General features: G+C 34.4%; 22 protein-coding genes. 9 read left to right on the forward strand and 13 right to left on the reverse strand.

The window, feature by feature from the left end:
* Position 1: 1 nt before the first annotated feature.
* From K5783_RS10530 to K5783_RS10540, 3 genes are all read right to left on the reverse strand, one after another.
* The gene (locus K5783_RS10530; protein ID WP_297474248.1) at positions 2 to 949 is read right to left on the reverse strand and encodes an NADH-quinone oxidoreductase subunit H; all 948 of its coding nucleotides are present in this window, start codon (positions 947 to 949) and stop codon (positions 2 to 4) included.
* Positions 942 to 2,981 (reverse strand): proton-conducting transporter membrane subunit, encoded by a 2,040-nt coding sequence (locus tag K5783_RS10535; protein WP_297474249.1) that lies wholly within the window; start codon positions 2,979 to 2,981, stop codon positions 942 to 944. Before K5783_RS10535 ends, K5783_RS10530 begins: the two co-directional genes overlap by 8 nt.
* 106 nt (positions 2,982 to 3,087) lie before the next feature.
* Positions 3,088 to 3,633, reverse strand: a complete 546-nt coding sequence (locus K5783_RS10540; RefSeq protein WP_297474251.1) for a hypothetical protein — start codon at positions 3,631 to 3,633, stop codon at positions 3,088 to 3,090.
* A 236-nt stretch (positions 3,634 to 3,869) separates the two neighbouring features.
* Between K5783_RS10540 and tfb the strand changes: the two genes are divergently transcribed.
* The 3 genes from tfb to K5783_RS10560 all read left to right on the forward strand — a co-directional run bounded on the left by tfb (position 3,870) and on the right by K5783_RS10560 (position 5,865).
* Positions 3,870 to 4,862 carry a transcription initiation factor IIB gene (tfb, locus tag K5783_RS10545; protein WP_297474252.1) on the forward strand — a complete coding sequence of 331 codons (993 nt, stop codon included), beginning with the start codon at positions 3,870 to 3,872 and terminating at the stop codon, positions 4,860 to 4,862.
* The gene (locus K5783_RS10550) at positions 4,863 to 5,108 is read left to right on the forward strand and encodes an Lrp/AsnC ligand binding domain-containing protein (RefSeq protein WP_278975664.1); all 246 of its coding nucleotides are present in this window, start codon (positions 4,863 to 4,865) and stop codon (positions 5,106 to 5,108) included. It begins immediately after the preceding gene.
* A gap of 583 nt (positions 5,109 to 5,691) precedes the next feature.
* Positions 5,692 to 5,865 carry a hypothetical protein gene (locus tag K5783_RS10560; RefSeq protein WP_297474253.1) on the forward strand — a complete coding sequence of 58 codons (174 nt, stop codon included), beginning with the start codon at positions 5,692 to 5,694 and terminating at the stop codon, positions 5,863 to 5,865.
* A 12-nt stretch (positions 5,866 to 5,877) separates the two neighbouring features.
* Here the strand turns inward: K5783_RS10560 and K5783_RS10565 are convergent, their stop codons facing one another.
* Positions 5,878 to 6,432: a hypothetical protein gene (locus tag K5783_RS10565; protein WP_297474254.1), complete on the reverse strand. Its 555-nt coding sequence runs from the start codon at positions 6,430 to 6,432 to the stop codon at positions 5,878 to 5,880.
* Positions 6,433 to 6,462: 30 nt separating this feature from the next.
* Positions 6,463 to 7,914 (reverse strand): hypothetical protein, encoded by a 1,452-nt coding sequence (locus K5783_RS10570; RefSeq protein WP_297474255.1) that lies wholly within the window; start codon positions 7,912 to 7,914, stop codon positions 6,463 to 6,465.
* 361 nt (positions 7,915 to 8,275) lie between these two features.
* Here K5783_RS10570 and K5783_RS10575 point away from each other — a divergent pair, with 361 nt between their 5' ends.
* Positions 8,276 to 8,809, forward strand: coding sequence for a hypothetical protein (locus K5783_RS10575; RefSeq protein ID WP_297474256.1), 534 nt, complete (start codon positions 8,276 to 8,278; stop codon positions 8,807 to 8,809).
* Here K5783_RS10575 and K5783_RS10580 read toward each other — a convergent pair whose 3' ends face one another.
* Positions 8,810 to 10,153, reverse strand: a complete 1,344-nt coding sequence (locus K5783_RS10580; protein WP_297474258.1) for a multicopper oxidase domain-containing protein — start codon at positions 10,151 to 10,153, stop codon at positions 8,810 to 8,812.
* A gap of 419 nt (positions 10,154 to 10,572) precedes the next feature.
* Here K5783_RS10580 and K5783_RS10585 point away from each other — a divergent pair, with 419 nt between their 5' ends.
* Positions 10,573 to 10,722, forward strand: coding sequence for a hypothetical protein (locus tag K5783_RS10585; RefSeq protein ID WP_297474259.1), 150 nt, complete (start codon positions 10,573 to 10,575; stop codon positions 10,720 to 10,722).
* A 140-nt stretch (positions 10,723 to 10,862) separates the two neighbouring features.
* Here K5783_RS10585 and K5783_RS10590 read toward each other — a convergent pair whose 3' ends face one another.
* The gene (locus K5783_RS10590; RefSeq protein ID WP_297474260.1) at positions 10,863 to 13,010 is read right to left on the reverse strand and encodes a heavy metal translocating P-type ATPase; all 2,148 of its coding nucleotides are present in this window, start codon (positions 13,008 to 13,010) and stop codon (positions 10,863 to 10,865) included.
* 86 nt (positions 13,011 to 13,096) lie between these two features.
* Between K5783_RS10590 and K5783_RS10595 the strand changes: the two genes are divergently transcribed.
* A complete protein-coding gene (locus tag K5783_RS10595) occupies positions 13,097 to 13,555 on the forward strand; it encodes an AsnC family transcriptional regulator (protein WP_297474261.1) in 459 nt (152 codons plus the stop codon).
* A gap of 151 nt (positions 13,556 to 13,706) precedes the next feature.
* Complete coding sequence (locus tag K5783_RS10600) at positions 13,707 to 14,261, forward strand: DoxX family protein (RefSeq protein WP_297474262.1); 555 nt, start codon at positions 13,707 to 13,709, stop codon at positions 14,259 to 14,261.
* 25 nt (positions 14,262 to 14,286) lie between these two features.
* Here the strand turns inward: K5783_RS10600 and K5783_RS10605 are convergent, their stop codons facing one another.
* The 4 genes from K5783_RS10605 to K5783_RS10620 form a co-directional block, all read right to left on the reverse strand.
* The gene (locus tag K5783_RS10605) at positions 14,287 to 14,538 is read right to left on the reverse strand and encodes a hypothetical protein (RefSeq protein WP_297474263.1); all 252 of its coding nucleotides are present in this window, start codon (positions 14,536 to 14,538) and stop codon (positions 14,287 to 14,289) included.
* 258 nt (positions 14,539 to 14,796) lie between these two features.
* Positions 14,797 to 15,726, reverse strand: a complete 930-nt coding sequence (locus K5783_RS10610) for a cation diffusion facilitator family transporter (protein ID WP_297474264.1) — start codon at positions 15,724 to 15,726, stop codon at positions 14,797 to 14,799.
* Positions 15,727 to 15,728: 2 nt separating this feature from the next.
* Positions 15,729 to 16,559: a hypothetical protein gene (locus K5783_RS10615; protein ID WP_297474266.1), complete on the reverse strand. Its 831-nt coding sequence runs from the start codon at positions 16,557 to 16,559 to the stop codon at positions 15,729 to 15,731.
* A 179-nt stretch (positions 16,560 to 16,738) separates the two neighbouring features.
* Positions 16,739 to 16,915 (reverse strand): CDGSH iron-sulfur domain-containing protein, encoded by a 177-nt coding sequence (locus K5783_RS10620; protein WP_297474267.1) that lies wholly within the window; start codon positions 16,913 to 16,915, stop codon positions 16,739 to 16,741.
* 270 nt (positions 16,916 to 17,185) lie between these two features.
* Here K5783_RS10620 and K5783_RS10625 point away from each other — a divergent pair, with 270 nt between their 5' ends.
* Positions 17,186 to 18,007, forward strand: coding sequence for a hypothetical protein (locus K5783_RS10625; RefSeq protein WP_297474268.1), 822 nt, complete (start codon positions 17,186 to 17,188; stop codon positions 18,005 to 18,007).
* Complete coding sequence (cas1, locus tag K5783_RS10630) at positions 17,976 to 18,977, forward strand: CRISPR-associated endonuclease Cas1 (RefSeq protein WP_297474269.1); 1,002 nt, start codon at positions 17,976 to 17,978, stop codon at positions 18,975 to 18,977. The genes K5783_RS10625 and cas1 overlap by 32 nt, the downstream gene beginning before the upstream one ends.
* Before the next feature lie 4 nt (positions 18,978 to 18,981).
* Here the strand turns inward: cas1 and K5783_RS10635 are convergent, their stop codons facing one another.
* Both K5783_RS10635 and K5783_RS10640 read right to left on the reverse strand, forming a co-directional pair.
* Positions 18,982 to 19,437, reverse strand: a complete 456-nt coding sequence (locus tag K5783_RS10635; RefSeq protein WP_297474270.1) for a hypothetical protein — start codon at positions 19,435 to 19,437, stop codon at positions 18,982 to 18,984.
* Positions 19,430 to 20,692 (reverse strand): AAA family ATPase, encoded by a 1,263-nt coding sequence (locus K5783_RS10640; protein WP_297474271.1) that lies wholly within the window; start codon positions 20,690 to 20,692, stop codon positions 19,430 to 19,432. Before K5783_RS10640 ends, K5783_RS10635 begins: the two co-directional genes overlap by 8 nt.
* Positions 20,693 to 20,699: the final 7 nt, after the last annotated feature.

Genomic DNA, 20,699 nt, shown 5'->3' on the forward strand with positions numbered 1-20,699 from the left:
CCTAGATAAAAAAGAAAATTACTCCTATCATAGAACTGGCAATTGAAATTGCAATTAGATCAGGAACTCTAAATAATCTCCACTTTGCAATACGCGTTTCAATTAATGCAATCAAAATACCTAAAGAGATGATTTTTACGATGATTAAAACAATACCAAAACTAATTTCTGTCAATGAAAAATTATTTGAAATTCCCCACGGTATGAAAATATTTACAAACAGTGTTAGCAAAATTATCTGTTTAATTGATTGAGACCATTCTATGAGCGCTAAACTTTTTCCAGAATACTCTAGTACTGTAGCTTCATGAATCATTGTCAATTCTAAATGTGTTGATGGGTTATCAAATGGGAGTTTCCCTGTTTCAACCATCAATATGATAAAAAATGCAATTAATGCAAATATCACTCCAGGGGATGCAAGAAAAGAAATGTCATTGGCAGATGCAACAATTGTGCTGATATTGGTCCCTCCATAAAAAATGGCAATTACAAAAATCGTTATTAACAATGCCGGCTCCACAAGTGTAGAAAACATAATTTCTCTACTGCTGCCTAATCCGCCAAAAGAACTGGACACATCCAATCCTGCAAGTATTGTAAAAAATTTGCCTAATCCAAACAAGCCTATAACCAACAAAATATCACCCATGACACCAAAAGGAGAATAAACGATTGATACCGGAATAAAAAATGCTGCAGATACTGTGGCTACAAAATTTACCCAAGGATTACATCTAAAAATCCATGAACTTTGATCAGAAACTACCTCCTCTTTTTTTACTAATTTTAAAATATCAAAATACGGTTGAATAATGGGAGCGCCTACTCTTTTTTGAGACTTTGCCTTTGTTTTTCTCATTATACCCACAATTAAAGGGGACAAAACTACAAGTAACAAAACTTGAAATATTCCAAAAAGTGGTTCTGTAATGGAGAACTCATTCAATTATTCCAGCCCCCATAGCAAATAGAAGTGAAAGTAATGCAATCATAATGTACAAAATATATGCGTTGATTTTACCAGTCTGGATTTTTCGAATTTTATTTAGAATATACAAACTAAAAGATAGGGTTAAATCATAAAATTCGTCAAAAATATTCCTTGTAGTGTGACTCATCTCAATTGATTTTTTCAAATATTGATTTTGATCTGAATAAAAATAATTAATTATTTCATTTTTAGGTTTGTAAAAAACAGCAAAAATTCTGCTTAGCGGCTCTGCTAATGATGTTGCAGTGTATTGGGTTCTCTCAGATAACCCACCAAATCCACAATCCCATGTGTTGTATTTTTTTACACTTGTTTTACTTCCAATGATTTTAACAAGGACAAAAATAGATACAAAAGAGGATAATAAAATTATCAATACAGTAGGCATCATTAAACTTGCAAAACTTTTTCCATCTTCAGTAATAATTGAAAGAGGTTCAAATGGATTTAGAGGAGTGTATGATAAATTAAAAGCAGTGGCAATTAGGTTTATTCCAATAAAGGGCAATATTCCCAAGACAATACAAGATGATGCAAGTATTGCTTTGCCTGCAAGCATAAATCGTGGTACCTCAACTGCATTTGCAGCTTTTAGGGTACGACTTTTAGATAGGAATGAAATTCCAAATAATCTTACAAATGTAGCAGCTGCAAGACCTATGGTAAGTGCAAGCGCCAAACTTGCAAATGCAAGAGACACTTGTAAAATAGTTGAAGGTATTTGGAAAACTGAAAGAAGGGATTGTAATATCAACCACTCACTGATAAATCCATTTAGTGGGGGTAGCCCGATAATTGCAATTGTTCCAATAAGAAACATCAATCCTGTCCAAGGCATTTTTTTGATTAAACCTCCAAGATCTTCAATGTTTTTTGTATGGGTACTATAATGGATAGAGCCTGCAGTCATAAACAACAGCCCTTTGAAAATTGCATGATTCAATGTATGAAACATACTAGCTACAAAAGCCAAAACGGATAGCGATGTAAGATTAAAAGATGCAAAAACTACAGAAAGTCCCAAACCAATAAGAATAATCCCAATATTCTCAATACTGCTAAAAGCAAGAATACGCTTGATGTCTCGTTCAACTAACGCATACAATATTCCAACTAATGCCGAAATAGAGCCAATTACAACAACCCCCAACCCCCACCAAAGATAATGAGATGAACCATCAATGGAATTAAAATCAAATAGATATCTGACAATTCCATAGATTGCAATTTTTAGCATTACTGCAGACATTAGTGCCGATACGTGACTAGGGGCAGATGGGTGTGCTTGTGGTAGCCATATGTGCAGTGGAACCACGCCTGCCTTTGTGCCAAACCCTATGAAAGCCAGAATAAAGGCAATGTCTCGCACATAGTCCGGAATTATTCCTGCGTCCCTAAAAGAATCAAAACTAAAACTGCCACTTTGTGCATACATGAATAGAAATGATGCCAGAATAAAGGCAGTACCAAGATGGGTCATTACAAGATACGTAAGACCTGACTTGAGATTGTTTTCATTGTCATGCTCATATATTACTAAAAAGAAGGATGTTAAGGACATCAGTTCCCAAAAGATCAAGAAAAAGAAAATATTGTTACTTGCAACTACTAACATCATTGAAATAATGAAGAGGTTAAACAACATTCCAAGATTAGAATTATTTTTTTTGTCATCGAATTTTTTAGAATACGACAAAGAGTAAATAGAAACAGCAAATGAGATCAATCCAATTATTAAAATAAAGAAAGATGCAACCCCATCAATAAAAATTTCAAAATTAAAAATTTGCTGTGAACTTAAAGTTATGTGTATATCTTCAGAGGTAAATACAACAATTGATAAAATAATTGCTAAAAAAGATCCAATGATGGAAGGTATGTATGTTAAATACACATGTTGTGGTTTTCCTCTAGAGAATAATCCGAATATTGCACCTAAAGAAAAAAATCCTACAATAGCATATACAAGATAAAAATTTTCTAGCAAAATACATCAGCCATAGGGTGGAATTAACAGATTTTTTGAAATCAATTAAACCTATGTTTAGTAACACATTGTACCACAAAATAGTTTTTTAAATTTCAACATAGTTTTATTTTCGATTTTCCGATTTTATTTCTAACATAATGGAATTTTCTGTATACTCTGACTGGACGTTTGCACCCAACTCAAAAAATACTGTCTTGTAATAAGTTTCAAAAAACAAAGACCAACGTTCTCCCATATCATGATACAATACCAGTCTAACCATATCCTTTTCTTTGTATTCTTTCAATGTAAAATCAGATGATTTTGCTCTGTTTTTCAAAATAGAAATCCACTCATCAACACCGTATTTACCACGCATGGATAGTGCAATTTCTTTGGATCCACCTTCTGCAGAATTTCTTGCAATTTGAACAATGGTTTCACTATCTAAATTTTTAATAATTTCCTTCATTGCAGATTTTAACATAACGACCCACCCTACTTCAGGTGCCAATAGATTCCAGTTCAAGTGAGAATCAAAAATACGATTAACATAGGTATTAAGACTCAGATGTTCTTCTCTTGAAATAGTTTTTAATGATTCAAGAATTTTTTTGTTAATTCTAAAACTTGCATGTTCAGTTTCAGGCTTTTTGTTCTCATTTTTCACACCTGACTTCAAAAAATCACAAATTTTAATCTAGACATGAAAGTATCTTTTCTACAAGCATAGTCAATCGTTGTGTGACAATATGTCACAATGTATACCTAGTCATTATATTCATTAAAAAAGTACAGGATTTATGAATAGATTAAATTTTGAGCAGATTTGTCTGTATGATCATTACGTATTCATATTAGAATCGCAGGCTTTGAGAAAATTCTAATTATCAATGAAGTGAAAAAATGAGTTCCAATACGGTATTGAAATCTAATTTAAAATTTGAATGTCAAAGATGCTCTAAAAAACAAATTGTTACAGACTTGAGTATGGGTGAAATTTTTTGTGCTAGTTGTGGATTTGTAATTCATGAGAAGATAGAGAATTCAGGATACGAATCCAGTTCGGGTGATGATCAAAAAGACACTCGCAGAACTGGTGCACCAATAACTTTATCCAGAAATGACTTTGGTCTTTCTACTGTAATTAGTTCTGAAAATATAGATGTTCATGGAAAATCCATCCCATTTGCTTTTTCATCAACAGTAAAACGAATAAGAATTCAAGATGCTAGAAGCAGATTAGCAAAACGTTCTGATGCAAGTTTCAATATGGCATTTGATTTTCTTGAACGCCTTCAAGACAAACTAGGTGTGTCTAACAGCGTAAAAGAAACTGCAGCACATATTTACAGAAAGGTAGTGGAGAGAAAGATTACATCCGGAAGACCAACCTATTCAGTAGCTGCAGCATCAATGTATATTGCGTGTAGAAATACTCACACACTTCGAAATTTAAGTGATATTGCGACAGCTGCAAATATCAAAAGAACCAGCATCGCTCAAAGCTATAGGGCCATCGTAAAACGACTGGATTTAAAAATACCTCTTGTTAATCAGTCTGATTTTATTTTAAAAATATCAAACACTCTCAAAATATCTGCAGGGACAACAAATCTTGCAATAGAAATTCTCAAAAAAGCAACCGAACTTGATATGATGGCAGGACGTGATCCTGTGGGAATGGCATCAGCGTCAATTTATTTTTCAAACGTGATAAGGCATGATGGATTCTCACAAATACAAATAGCGAATGCATCAGGCATAACTGCCGTAACCATCAGGAACAGATTTTATGAACTAAAGAAAAAAATCCAGATTCACAAGGATAAAAATGGAAAAAATTTAGTCGTATCTGATACCTGCAGTACATCAAACTCAATTTTGGAGAAAATCTAAATGACAAATACTTCCAGTATTGTGTTTGTTTTGATAATGTGTGCACACAAATCAATGACTAACATAATAAATCAATTAAAGGAAATTGATGTTGTAAAAGAAGCCACATTAGTAGATGGTCCATGGAGAATTATTGTAAAATTACAAGCAGATAACTTGGATCATTTACGTGATGCCGTGCAATGGAAGCTAAGGAAGATGGAAGGAATTGAATCTACTTTGTCATTAGTTGAATATATGAAATAGAAAATTGATGGAAATCATGAAAGAAAACTCAAAAAATACTAATAAAAAAGAAACGTCGTATGCATCATGAGAACTTGTATTGTGTGTGGAAAAAAATTTGAGCATTGGTGTGACGATGTATGTTCTATAGAATGTTCAAATGAGTTAGAGCACTAAAACTTTCTATGATAAAGTCATTAAGGTTCAATGTGTTTTGTTTATTTGATATTCAAGACCTTGTTCTGTGACAACATGCAATGTGATACTTGAAATGATGTCAGGCATTTTTCGGATTGCCTTTGTAATGACATGATCCAATATCGTACTATTTGATGTCTCTACCTTACAAATTACATCATACAATCCAAAAACAACATCTGTCTCTGACTTCTGGAATGTGACTGAGATTCTTCAAAACTGCATATTCTTCACCTTTGATGCAATGGATCACAACATAAGCCTGAATGATGTTTCGCATCCATGAATATTTTCAATAAAATAATTTCATTCATAGGTGTAAACTATGAATGAAATTGGTTCTACCAGTAACTCAAACATAGAATTCTTTATGAAGAATTACACTAGCTTCTTAACGTGAAAAAATATGATAACTGATGACGCAGGTTTAGTATTGGCGATCTTTGTTTTGGCAGTGGGTTTTATTGCTACTCTTATTGGCGTTGCAAATTTGTTTGATTCTGAACCCAATCCTCTGATCTTCGTCGGTGGAATTAGTGCGTTAATCATTGGCGGAATTCTTGTAAAGTTTTCCACTTGATTTTACAAATTTTCATTTTACAATTTCCCCAAATACAGGAGTGTCAAAGTCATCAGGGGATCTCATCCAATGTGTTTTTCCAAATATTCCCTTAAACTCACAAAATTTTTCTTCTTGCGTGTTAAACTTGCCAGAAAATATACAGTTATCAACACATTCAGACTCGGTTGTTATTCCCTGCGAAGACGAACCGCTAAAATTACCATCACCATTATAGCTTCCAGATTTTGTAATACACCCGCCTTGTTCCAGATGAGGGATGACATATCCGCTTGGCAATGCAACTGCAATAGTGGCAATTATCAAGATTGAAACCAGGACAAGTTTTCTGTATTTTTCTTGTTGTGGAACAAGGGATGGCTTGACATGAACTAGTGCAAGATACAAAGACAACACCATGATTCCAATTCTCACACTGTTAAAGAAAAAGTATGACGATACAGGGTCTGGCAATGGAGCATAGGATAGCTTATGATAAAGCAAACCTAACGGGATTATACCAAAATAAGATGCAAGAATTCCCAGAATTACAATGATTATTCTTTTTCGTAGATTCGCAGTGTTCAATCTTTTCTCAAAAGTTTTTCTCATTAGAATTTACTGACATGATGCAGGTTCACCTTGTATTGTTCCAAACTTTTCAAGATCTTCTGCAATCATTTGGTATTGAATAGAATCACGATCCCACAAACCAGATATTGAAACTGTGTACCCTACAGAATTTTCAAAAACATCTATGATGCGTTCTTCAAGAAAATAGGTTTCTCCAAACTGTGCAATTGTGCTTTGAACTGAATTTTTAACATACACCGTGTCTAGAACCTCAGTTGTTTCTATATTCCAACTAGTTTGACACAACATATCATTTTCATTTATCGCGTCAGGAACATTCACTGGAGATCGTTTTCCCTCAATCTCATGTGGTGTTTCTAGGACATCATCAATTTCTTCAACAAAATTTTTCCCATCAATTGTTCTGCATTGTCTTGGGTATGACTCCATAACAGAATTACCAGCTAAAACACATTCCTCAAAGCTTGCAATAGGTTCTGCTCTGTTTTGAATTTCTTGGAGGGCAACTATAAGTTCGGAGAGTTCTGGAATTTCATCCCCATTTTCAAATTCAATTCTTTTTGTTTTATCATCATATGAAATTTCAATCCATTCAACTGGAGCATCAGCACAACCAGGGCATCCGATTTTGTCAGGAAGAGATCTAAATTGATCAAAATCAATCAAATCTATCAATCCATTCCATTCTGCTTGAGATAGTGTGAATTCTTTGGTTTTCTCAGGAAGATCGGACCATTCATCAGAAACAAAATCACGACCATTTTGTGAAAAGATAATTTTATCAGGAGTTATCAGGAACTCTTTTGCACAATATCCAATGCAATGTCCCGCATAAGTTCCAGTTTTAATTATCGGATTAACGGAGATTGTATTTTCATCTATCCATCCACGTAAAGACAATTTTTCTGCAGTATTTGGCGTCACACATGCAGGACTGAAATTACTTGACTTGATGACAAGTACAAGATCTGCCTTGCATTGAATATTGTTAATGGAAATTCCAATATTGAATTGTTTTAATGGGGCATCTATTTTCATTTCATTTATCTTAGAAACAAGAAATGTCATGACATAGTCAGAAGATTTGATTGGAGTAGTACTTGATGGATAAGGTTCCACGGTAATTAATTTAACAAAATATCCATCAAAGATTTGTTTATCATCCCCACTTTCCCCTAACAGAATTGCATGATTGCCAAGATCTAGGTCATCTTTGATTAGATTAACTTGTACGGACACAGTACCTTCCCACACACAAGTAACATCAGAAGGACACCTGGAATCCTCGACAGCGTCAAGTACAGTAAGTTGTAACTCTGAATCTATTTTTGCAGTGTCTTCAATCTTTAGAGTAAAAGGTGAATCCAATGCAGCATCTTTTGGAGAAGCAGCAAAAACTGTTGGTTGAAAAACCAAACAAAATATTGCAAGTCCCATAAAGAATGCAATTTTGTTTCGGGTAAACTCGAACATCATTATCAATCATGTGATAAAATATGAGATTATAATCTTTGATGAAAATCAAATTTTACCAAAAAGAATCAATGTGGCATTATTTTTACCGTCATAATGAGTGATTTCAGATTAAATTACAAAAAATCTACCAAAGGTTATGAACCCGTAAAGGCTTGAACTGTTTATTGGGAGAAAAGATTCGATTCAGCATCACGAGGATTCAGATACCTTTTTGGGCATACTTCCATGTTCTTAATTATCATACAACTACATTATAGGTAGTAAACAACACGTTGCTCAGTCATAGGACAATCTTACAAATTGGATAAAGATTCTTCAAAATAGAACACATAATTAACTATCAATTATGGTAAAGAAGCAATTGAGTACTGAACAAAAAAAGAAAACAGAGACAATGTCGTTTAGACTAGACAGTCAGATCTTAGACAAATTACGAACAGAATCAGAATCTCAAGGCGTTAGTTTGAACATATTGGCAAACAAAATTTTTTCAAGATATGTGGATTGGGGCATGTTTGAACCCAAAGTCGGAATGGTTCCAATAGCTAAGCCCATTGTAACTGCATTATTTCAGAAACTTTCAGAACAAGAGACTGTTGACCTGGCAAAACAAATTGGCAAAAGCATCGTATCAGACATAGCCACATTCATGAAAGGCTCACTTGACCTAGACTCGTTTGTATCATGGTTCATCACAAGAATGAAAATATCGGATTTTGAGTTGAACCACACGATAAAAAACTCAACGCATAGTTACATAATAAAACATGATTTAGGATACAACTGGTCATTATATCACAAAACAGTGTTGGAATTAATTTTCAATGATGCGTTTGAGAAAAGGATTGACTTTAAGATAAAAGACAGAATGACGGAATTGACTTTTGAAAAATAATCAAACAGTTTTGATTGTTCCAGTCATCCATGGATGAAGCATGCAATAATACTCATACAACCCCACACTTTCAAATGTCTGCTCAAATGTATCTCCAGGCATCATCATTCCAGAATCAAACAATTCATCATTGCTTGTTACAGTGTGAACTGAGATATCCTTGTTTGTCCACGTTACGGTGTCACCTACTTGAATCTGCGTTAGTTTAGGATAGTATGACTTGTTGGAAGATTTTATCGCAGAACCTTCTTCCACTTCGCAAAGAGTAGTTTCAACTATCTGTGACTCATCAGTGTTTTGTGCAAATGTGAGATGTTTCTCATGAGAAGATGTGTTTGCAGTAGTTTTTGTAATTTCTGCATTATCAGGCATTTCCAAGTCTGTCAAGATTTGTTTTTGCCAATTCCACATGTCAATGGATTTAGTCTTTGCAATATCCACGCCATCAATTGCATCAGAGTGAGCATCTCTAACATCAAAGTATGCCATAGTACCCTTTTCTTCTGGGATACCATGCAAGTGGAAGAGATACCTTCCAGGATCTTTCCATTTTGCTTCAAATATTGCAGCATTGCCAGGACCTACCTCCCATGTCTGAGTCTTGATGGGAGCATTCGCCCATATTCCTGAGACTATGGTCTCAAATATAGTACCATGAATATGAAATCCAAATGCAGGGATGGCACCCATGTCAACATAGTATAGCCTTACCAATTCATTTGTTTTTGCAGGTAATGGATTTGTCCAATATTGATCAGCATACCCGTTAAAGAAAACATAATCAGGAGTCCATGTCTCTTGGTCTTCCAAGTCGTATTCACCTTTGACAAGCACATATTCACGTGCAGGTTCTAATCCTTCTTTAGGATCTACGATAAACGCACCATACAAGCCATTTCGGATATGTTCAGAGACGGGCATGACATGGCAGTGATACATGAATAATCCCGCAGGTTCTGCTGTAAAGTCATATGTGTAAGATTCACCTGGAAGAACTTCTTGGAACACACCATCATTTTTCTCATCATGATCTCCATGAAAATGCATTGTATGTGGAAGTTTTCCATTATTGATAAAATTGATAATTACCCTATCGCCTTCAGTTGCACGCAATGTTGGACCAGGAATTGTACCGTTATACGTCCAAGATTCAACCCTGAGACCAGGTGAAATCTCCAAGGTTGTATCTTCTGCAACCACAGTATATGTACGAGTAACGGGGGAATTGTGGACAGAATTATCTTCAGCAAAAGACTGTAAAGGTATCTCTGCATTTAAGAAAAAAATACCAAGCGCCACTCCAAGAGAAACAACCCCTATAAGCATAACAGTAGTTCTGTCCACGAAAAGCAATATCAGATATTGTTTTTAATTAAGAGGTTTATTTTGCAAACAATTGCAAACACAACCATACGTTGTTCTTATGTACTTTGATTTTCTTTAATTTATCTTGGCCCCAAGATGTAAAGGACATTGTGTTGATTTTGTAACAAAAAGATTTGAGAATGGATTAAAATATAAAAATGGATTAAAATGGTGTGCGACATGTTCCAGATTCATCAAAACAGAATCGATTAGATGTTCTTGTTGCAACACAAAACTACGAATTAGAGCAAAAAATAGAATATATCACAAGAAGTTAAACAATCAAGAAAATAATTTTGTTGTTTGAGTGTTTGTATTGCGTTTCATCATATGATGATAAGCTAGAGTAAGCTAAGTAGCTTACCGCACTCTATCTGCAACTAGTTCTAAATAGAATTATGAAAACACCACAAAACTCAAACTGGGATAGAATGGTTCATGCCCCTTTCAAAAAGGTCGTAAAGTTTGACCTCATCTGCATGGGAATCGGCGCAGTAATTGGAATGGGTGCTGGAGCATATCTTGTTGCTAGTGGTTTGTTAGGCTAGCAACAAAATTCCTTTTTTATGATTAACATGAATCACACCTTAGAAAATGAGAAGGGGTAATTGTCACGAAATTCATGCCCATGACTCTACGGGATACAACACCATTTCGAAGATAAAGATAGGCGCAGATAGGATGACACTTAGAATTTTTTATTTTTGAAATTTTTCATTAGTTTCTCCTCACCATTAGTAATGTTGTAACGTTTTAGCATTGCAGAGTTTGCAATTACAGAAATAGAGCTTAGTGCCATGGCAGCTGCTGCAATAATTGGACTAAGCAATCCGATTGCTGCCAATGGAATAGCTCCAGAATTGTATGCAAATGCCCAAAAGAGGTTTTGTTTTATTTTTTTCATAGTAGCTTGGCTTAGTCTTATGGCACGAGATACGTCCATGATATCATTTTTGATTAGAACAATTCCACCTGTTTCCTTTGCAATGTCAGAACCACTTCCTATAGCAATACCAATGTCAGCTTGTGCAAGTGCTGGCGCATCATTAATGCCGTCACCCACCATTGCAACAATCTCACCTTTGGATTGCAATTTTTTTATCTCAGATGCCTTGTCAGAAGGAAGAACATTTGCAATTACCTTTTTGATTCCTACGTCTTCTGCTATTGCACTTGCAGTCTTTTCATTGTCACCTGTAATCATTATGCATTCAATTCCAAGATCTTTTAGTGCTGCAATTGCCATGGGAGAGGATTCTTTTAGAGAGTCAGCTACTGCAATAATTCCTTCAATTTTATTATCAACTGCAACCATGATTGCAGTCTTTCCTTGAGATTCTAGTTGTTTTAATTTAGATTCAACATTTTCAGTTGAAATGTCGTATTTTTTCATCATCTTACGATTACCGCCATAGATTTGTCTACCGTTTACAATAGCCTGAACCCCAAGACCGTTTAGTGATTCAAAATCATTCAGAGATAAAGGTAAAGTTACCATATCTTTTGTTTTTTTGACAATAGCCTGAGCAATCGGGTGTTCAGAACCAGTCTCCACAGATCCACCCAATTCCATAATTTCTTTTTCAGAAAGTGTTCCCACACATACAATATCTGTTACTTCTGGCTCACCCTTTGTCAGAGTACCAGTTTTATCAAATACAATAGTAGTGATCTTTTGTGAACGTTCCAAATATTCGGCACCTCGAATCAATATTCCAGACTCGGCACCTTTACCTACACCTACCATTAATGCTGCAGGGGTTGCAACGCCTAGTGCGCACGGACATGCTATGATTAATACTGCAACAAAAGCCAACAGTCCTGAGATATAATCCTGCATTACAAAATACCACACCAAAAAAGTTACAGCAGATGCAGAAACCACTGCGGGTACAAACTTTGCTGCAATTGAATCTGCCAACCTCTGAGCCTTTGCAGTAGATGCTTGTGCTTGTTCCACTACATGAATTATCTGGGATAGTGCAGTCTCTTTTCCTACTTTTGTTGCCTTTACTTTGAGCAGTCCTTGTATATTCAAGGTTGCACCAATCACTTCATCGCCTGATTGTTTTCCTACTGGAAGACTCTCACCTGTAATCATTTTTTCATCAACTGATGATTTACCTTCTATTACAGTTCCGTCAGTTGGGATTTTTTCTCCGGGTTTTACTATCATTACATCACCTTCAATTACCTGATTTGACGGAATGTCAGTTTCTAATCCGTCTCGTATGACCCTAGCCATTGCAGGTTTTAGGTCCAGTAATTTTCTTACAGCAGCTGAGCTCTTCTTTTTGATTGCCTCTTCCATGTACTTACCTAACAAAACAAATGCAATGATTACAGCAGATACCTCAAAGTAGACGTATTTTTCTTCTCCCGGAATTGCGTCTGGAAAGAACAGTACAACAGTGCTGTAAATGTATGCAGTTAGAGTTGCAATTGCAATTAAGAGATCCATGTTAGCTGTTCTGTGTTTTATGGAATGATATGCCCCTACATAGAAAGACCATCCTCCAATAAACTGAACAGGAGTTACTATGATGAACAACAAAAGCCCGTATGAAAGAAAAGGGATTTCAGGAAAGGGAACCCAAGAAACCACCATTGCACCAGCAGCTACACTGAGATAAAGGGCAGCCCGAATTATTGCTAAAACTAGGGCACCAGATGCTGCAACATACATTCTCTTTTTCATTTTGGCAAGTTCTTTTTCAGGCTGGACAAATGTCTGCTTGCACATGGGACTGCAAAAATAGAATAATCTTCCACCTACTTCAGAACTAATGCCTGTTTCTTCATTTACAACCATTCCACATACAGGATCTTTTGCCATGATTATATTGCCAAAAACAGATGTATAACATCTTACTTTACAAATGTAAAGAGAACTCTAAATACAAAATAGGGAATTGACATTGTATGGGTTACGAGTTAGATCAACTAGATACATCAATTATCACTTCTCTAATGGAGGATGGAAGAAAATCCTTTCGTGCAATTTCTAGAGAATTGAAAATCAGTACGCCAACCATAAAGGCAAGATACGAACGACTAGTAAAAATAGGCTTGATAAAATCTGTGAGGCCTGAAATTGATATAACAAAAATATCCAAGTCAAACAAAAAATCTCTTTCGGAGGATTTGCTTAATTCACTTAAAACAAACAAAAAACACTTTCATGTTAAAATTGATAATCTTCAAGTAAAAATGAAATGCGATTTCTGTGAGGGTCCAATCAATGGAAGACCCAAATCACTAAAGTTTGCAGACATTGAACGATTTTTTTGCTGTACATCTTGTAGAAATGATTACAAGGGAAAGTATGGTGGAAGAATACAGTCTCTAATAGAACAGTATAAAGAAAATAAAAAAAAATAGTGATAAGAAAATTTTTTCCTTCTTGAACAGATTTTCTCATGATATAATATATTATTGGATATGTGCGTTGTTGTTTCTATTCGTAAATTCAATGAACGCTGTTCATAATTTGCATGGATTGTCATATGTAATTTCATGAATTTGCATTAGATTGTTGGATAGATATTCGCTAGACTTTACAATTGTAAATATTGGTTATGATGGATGTAGTGCAATTCAGATTTTTCATTTTACAATTGTAAAGTATACTGTTGATTTATCCTGCAGCATATGTAAATACATGATAAATTCACAACAACAAAAACAACAACTAAACAAAATCCAAGAATTAACCTATTGGGGAATCCGAGCCTCAGTTGGAGCAATCTTTTTTGTATATGGTATGCAAAAATTCGACCCGATATGGAAACAACATCTAATCAACTTTGGATTTCCTCCAGAACTGCAAATTCCTATTGCGTTAGCTGAAACCATAGGAGGAATATTCCTAATAGTTGGTTTTATGACAAGAATTACTGGTGCTGTATTTAGCATAATTCTGCTAGATGCAATATTTCACATCAGATGGGAAAATGGATTCTTCATAGCCCAAGGTGGATGGGATTATGATCTTGCACTACTGACAATGATGCTATTTGTTATTGTAACAGGTACAGGAAAAATTTCCATCAATTCAAAATTGAAGATTCCAAAAATTCTTCAATAATTTTTTTTATTTAATTTGAACTCGATCATGGATGCATCATCTTATCATCCATCATGTTTCCGCGTATAATTTCTTGCATCTGCCCCATTACCTCTGGGTTTTCTGACATGTGGCCCAACATCTGCAATATTATGTTTGGATCGTTAATCATTTCCATCATCATTTCCTGCATAAAATCATGATTTTTTCTCATCATAATTCCCATATCCTCTGCATGTTGAGTATTTTGCATCCATGTTCTTATTGCCTCTTGATCTTGTGTTGTTGATTCCATCATTTGTTGTCTGAATTGGGGGATCTCACATCATTGTAATCTTACAAAAAGAGATCTACTATGGGTGTTCTCAATAGCATTGTGTGGTGCAGTATTGCGCCAAGCCTGTATTTTGTTGGATTGACACATGCAAGTGCATCTGATACCTGCTCTTATTGCAAATGGAGAAGTGGTCTTTTCAGTTTTACTTACAGTGATGCCAGATATTAAAGATGAAATTCCCAATATTGGCCCCATATGAAAATTAGATTTTGCATATAACTATCGTTCAATTTCTACAAAAATATACTCTTTGTTGGAATTTGGCAGAATTTTCATAATTTCGTGTTCAATCACATCAGTTACCACCTCAATTTTATCCGTATCCAACCCATCAATCAAATTTACTTCAATTCCAACTATGATGATAGTAGGACTAAGATGCATTGTTTTCATAGTGACAACTTTGTGGACTTCAGGTATTGCAGCAACAACACCTATAATCTGTTTTCTTTGTTCTGGGGAAATTGATTCTCCTATTAGCAGACCTCTGTTTTCTTTGGCCAAGAAAAAGGCAAACGACATCAGCAGTATTCCAATAATAATTGAGCTTATAGAATCATATACAGTATTTCCAGTTATGTCTGTAAGAAATATTCCTACAGCTGCAATTCCAATTCCTAACAATGCAGCAGTGTCTTCCACCACTACAGTTAGAATTGAAGTGTCCTTGCTATTTTTAAATTCATTATACAAAGTTGAAGGTCTTGTCTTTTCACCTCGTTCTTTAATTGGTTTTTTAAATTGAATTAGTGCAATTCTTAACGCATTTGCCTCAAAACCAAATGCAATTGCAAGTACAATGTAATTTATTACAGGATTTTCAAAATTATGCCCCTCGCCCAACAAAGATGAGAATCCCTGTTCAAGGGACAATATGCCAGATATTCCAAAGATCATGGTAGCTACAACAAATGACCAGAAAAATTGGGACTTTCCAAAGCCAAACTGATGTAAATCAGTAGCAGGTTTTTTGCTTATTTTGATACCCAGCAACAACAGAATTTGATTAACTGTGTCTGAAGCAGAGTGATAAGATTCTGCCCACATTGAAGCACTACCCGTCATTGCAGCTGCAATAAACTTTGTAACTGCAATTCCCAGATTTCCAAAAAGTGCTGCGTAAACTGCGTTGGTAGATCCAGATGCCAAGGCTATTTTTCGATGGAATCCTTATTTGAATTAGTGTTTTCTTTATCAATTTTTTTCTCTAGTTCATCTGTTTCTTTTTCTATCTTCTTTTCTAGATCTTCATGTTTTTCTTCAATTTGTTCTACATGAACTTTTATCTTCTCATCAATTTGTTTTTCAATTTGCTCCTCTAATTTTTCTTCAGCAACGGGCAAAATCTTTCGTTTTATCAAAAATAAAATTCGTAAAACAGCCTCAACTAGTATTGCATACATTACAAAGCCAATAATTTTACCTAAAAATGGAACAAATCCATATGCCCTATCCAATATATCATTTGGAGTAAAGAAGATGTTGCTAGTAAGAAAAATACCCAATAAAGCAAATGGAATTAGTTTGGCAAAGTCTTTTGCAAGATCTTCTTTGTAATATGCAGATATTCTTACTGTAACTACCAAAGAGATGACAATCAAAAATACATGTTCGGTTGGCAAGTCAGGTGCCATGAAAAATAAAAATGTGGAATAAACAACAAACCAGACTAAAACGACTAATGGAAATATGATGACGTATTTGAGAACATATGCTACGATCGAGGTAATCTTTTTCCCATCGGTTTGATATTTTTTTAATCCTAAAGGAATCATTTCACGTCTTGCAAGAAATCTATAGAAATTCCAGATGAAGATTCCATAAATTACCATTCCAACAGAATAACCAATCAAATCTGCAACTGACACATCAGTTCCAAATTGACTTGTAATGTTTTCAAAATCAGTAAATGCAGAAGTCAGATCATCATCAAATGTTATTCCCCCAATAGTCAAAAGACTAAAAAGAGCAAAGTAAAACACTGAAAGTCATACCCCTTCAGTCTATTTAATTTGATGCATACTGTAAGTTAAACTAGGAATGATTCACAGACGCATAGTCGTTTTGCAAATATTGGTTTGAATCCACGGGGACTCTACCACCATTTTGGGGTGGAAATGGACGCAGATAAGTATCAAATAAGAAAAAATGTATTGTAAATTTAATCACAGACTTTAATTTCTGATGATTCTGCTTTGAAACCAGATTTTGCATGTGAACCATCACAATTTGGTTTGTTTTCTGATGCAGTACATCTACATAATGCACATAGTCTCTTTCCATCAGTTTCTACAATTAATGGACCATTTTCAATAGCTTTGATTGATACTTTGACCATGTCACAATGTATTTTTTATCATATATTACATTGTCTTATTGGAGATTCTACTCCCATTTTGGGGATAAATGTCAGTTACTTGAGCGAGATTTACAAGAATAATTCGGCACTCTAATTCTCTGAAGAATAACTGTCTCTTTGATTCAAGTCTCTAATTTCAAGTGTTAACGAGTTTATCGACAAACAGTAAAAACAGTATCCCCCCGAAATACGCGTAAATTCCTGACGGTTGTCGTAATGCTTTTCTGTTAAGATCAAAAATAACAATTATTGTCTGAATCACAAAAGCCTAAAGAATTCAAGTATGTATTTCATGGCAGAGTTTTACCAGAAAGAGCAGATGTCGAAATCACAGGAGGTCCAATTATCGGAATACAAACTAGCACTGGGTATGATCTTAGAATATCTTTTGAAATTCGAAAATCTTTGATTTCAATACATGTAACATCTTTTGGAGAAATTACTGATTTTGCAGAAGTTAGAAATTTCTTACTGGATTTTGTTCGATTACATACAGATTCGTACGGATACATTAAGGGATATGCATATGATGCAGAAATCACATCTGTAAGTGGCGAGAACAATCAACCTTACATAATTTTTGGAGTAGGGATAAAGGAATTGACCGATGAAGAATCCAAACGCGCGTTTCAAAAAATAGATAAAATTATCTTATTAGCAATACAAGACAAATATCGATTCATTTATGGCACATTAGCAAATCTTCGACTATCTATCAAATATCCTTCTGATACAGGAACCTTTTGTTATAGAGCCGTTGAAAGCATTAGACAATATTTTGGAGTTAAAGGCGATTCCAGAGATGCAAGAAAAAAAGCTTGGGAAAAATTAAATGCAGAGCTTAATGTTGATAAAAGTTGGACAGCTAGAATAGCTGATTTTGCATTAGATCCGAGACATGGAAAACAAAAATCAATCACACATGATGAACGGGTAGAGATAATGCAAAAAACTTGGGTGATAGTGGATAGGTTTTTGATTTATGCTCAAAATAATGAACAAACTTTAGACACTGCCTCGTTTCCATTACTAAAATACAATGACACAAAAGGGACAAAAGAATCACTATAACGTAAAACTACTACGAGGCTACGGAGTATCCATATCTCTCAAAGACTCTAAAATTATTCTAAAAAATGGAAGGCATGTTATCACAGGAGAACAAGAATCCGAAGAATGGTTTGTCAACAACATGCCATATGAAAAAATAATACTTTCTGGAAAAGGATATGTTAGTACGGAAGCATTATCATTATTATCTCAAAAGAACAGAAACATAATCCTAATTGACACATACGGTAAACCAATAATCTTCTGCAACTCTATGATGGATTCTCTAACGGCTACAAAATATCGAATGGCACAGTACGATACGTTCAGAGATCCTGAGAAATGTGAGTATCTGCGTAAGCAGATTATACAAAGTAAAAAAGAATCTCAACTAAAACTGTTAAAACTAATTGGTAGTGATGTAACTTCTCTACCTGAAAAAGAACATCTTGCAAGTAAAGTCTATTTCAAAGAATTTGCCAAAGTCATTCCTGAAAGATATGGATTTAATTCAAGAAATCAATCGTTTATCCGAACATCAAAAAACAATGCAACTGATATCATCAATGCGTTACTAAACTATGGTTATTCTGTTTTGGCAGGGGAAATCTCAAAGTTTGTCTGCGGGTTTGGATTAGATCCTTATTTTGGATTTATGCACAAATCTCATACGGGATTTCAACCGTTGGTTTATGATTTGATAGAACCATTTCGATGGCTAGTTGATTATACTGTATTCAAAATTGCAAACCATCCAAATTATCGTTATAGAATCAAACTCAAGGAATTTGTTCATACAAGGGAGGGGAATGTCGTGATGGATTCATCTTTGATCAAGAGGTTTTTGGAGATGTTAGAAAGACAGTTCCAACAGGAAAGAAAGTATGATTTTAGGCATGGAAAGAAGACTGAATCGGGTTTGAAATCAGTTCAAGAAATTACTGTTGCAAAGATTATGATTCAAAAATTATCTGATTTTTGTAGCCAATAATTTTTTATTTTTCTAAAACTTCTTCAACTGTAGAGCACTTACATTTAGAAACAAAACTATCTTCTTGAATAGCTTTTTTTAGATTTCCATCTGCAGTTACAAGGATTGCATTAGATTGTAATGTTACACCAACAAATTCAGTGTCACATTTTTTAACTCCTTCAAAATTATTTGAAATACCCTCTATTATACTCGTTTTCAATGGATCACTCATCACTCCTAAAAATCTAGGAATTATATGATTGTCTAATATCTCGTTATTGTATTTCTGTTCCACTTTTTTAGGTAATGCAAAAAACTTTTGTTGAATTTTCAAATTCATAAACTGTTTGTCTTTGTTTGAGAAAAATCCATAAAGAAATATTTTTTCTGTATCTGCATTTTTAGATTTATTGTTTGATGCTTTTTTTCCATGAATTGCATTTAAAACAACATTTTCATCAATTACATAATCAGTCATTGGGTTCACCCACATATTTAGAAAACATTTCAAAATCAGTTTCCCAAAATTCTTTTAATCCATTTTTGATTTGTCCATGTTCATTAATAGGTAAAGTCTCTATTTTTGAAACCCCTGTTTTTTCATCTTGATAAAATGAATTTACTGTGACTCTAGTGGGGTTAATTTGCTGTTTGCTTGCAATTTTTGCTAAAAATGGATAGAGCATATGCTCACTATGAGTAGTAAAAATAAGCTGTTTATTGTCTTTGTTTGAAATTTCTATCATTAATTCTACAAGTTTTGATTGAGCTTTGGGATGCAAATGGATTTCAGGCTCATCTATGGCAATTACAGAACCTGAAGGACTTCCTACCAGTATTGTAAGTAACAAGATTACTTGATTAGGACCAGTTCCTTCGTTTGCAATAGCATTAGCAAATCCATTCTTTACAAATTCCAAGGTCACTCCTTGCAGTTCAGATGAAAGAAGGTCTACATTTCTAGTACGAATCGTTTTACCCGTTAATTGATGGATAAATGAACTGATTTTACCTAGCAAATCGGTATCTTTGCTTAATTTGCTTAAAGTTACATCCATTAAAGATTCTGGACTACTTGAAAGTAAATCATCAGGTGTTCGTACCAATTTAACACCATATTTTGTTGCAGAACGAAAAAATGGAATATAGAAAAACTCATCTAACAATTGTTCGGTAAATTCCCCATTTGCAAATATATTATTGATTCTAGTACTTGTTTCACTCCCCTCCTTAGATGCTATTCGTGGGTGTAGTCCATTTATGGAACACTCTAACGTGGACTTTTCCTCTTGTCCTCTTCTAGAATTAATACGTGTTTTCTGATTTCGATAACTAAATTCAAAATCGTAGTGATCTACATTTACACCTAGATACACATCAGAAATACCCTTTTCCCCTTCTGTAACATAATACCCGAAATCAGCTTTTGTTTTTCCTTCATAATCAATTCCGGTGGCGATTGTTTTTATCCCTTCTACCCCAATTCGTATTTTTCGTGTAAGGTCACCAAATGAGACAACATCTTTAAAATTTCCATAATCATAAGAGTCTGTTGAATATGTTAGATTATTGGTTCCTTGTTGTTTCAATGATGTTTTTAAAATTAAAAGAGCTTGAAGAATAGATGATTTTCCACTGCTGTTAGATCCTATGAGAATATTGAATTGACTTAATGGTATTTCCCAATTAACATGTGATTTAAAATTCTCTAGACGTATTTTTTCAAGATACACTATTTAC

The sequence above is a fragment of the Nitrosopumilus sp. genome, from assembly GCF_025699125.1.
Lineage (GTDB): Archaea > Thermoproteota > Nitrososphaeria > Nitrososphaerales > Nitrosopumilaceae > Nitrosopumilus.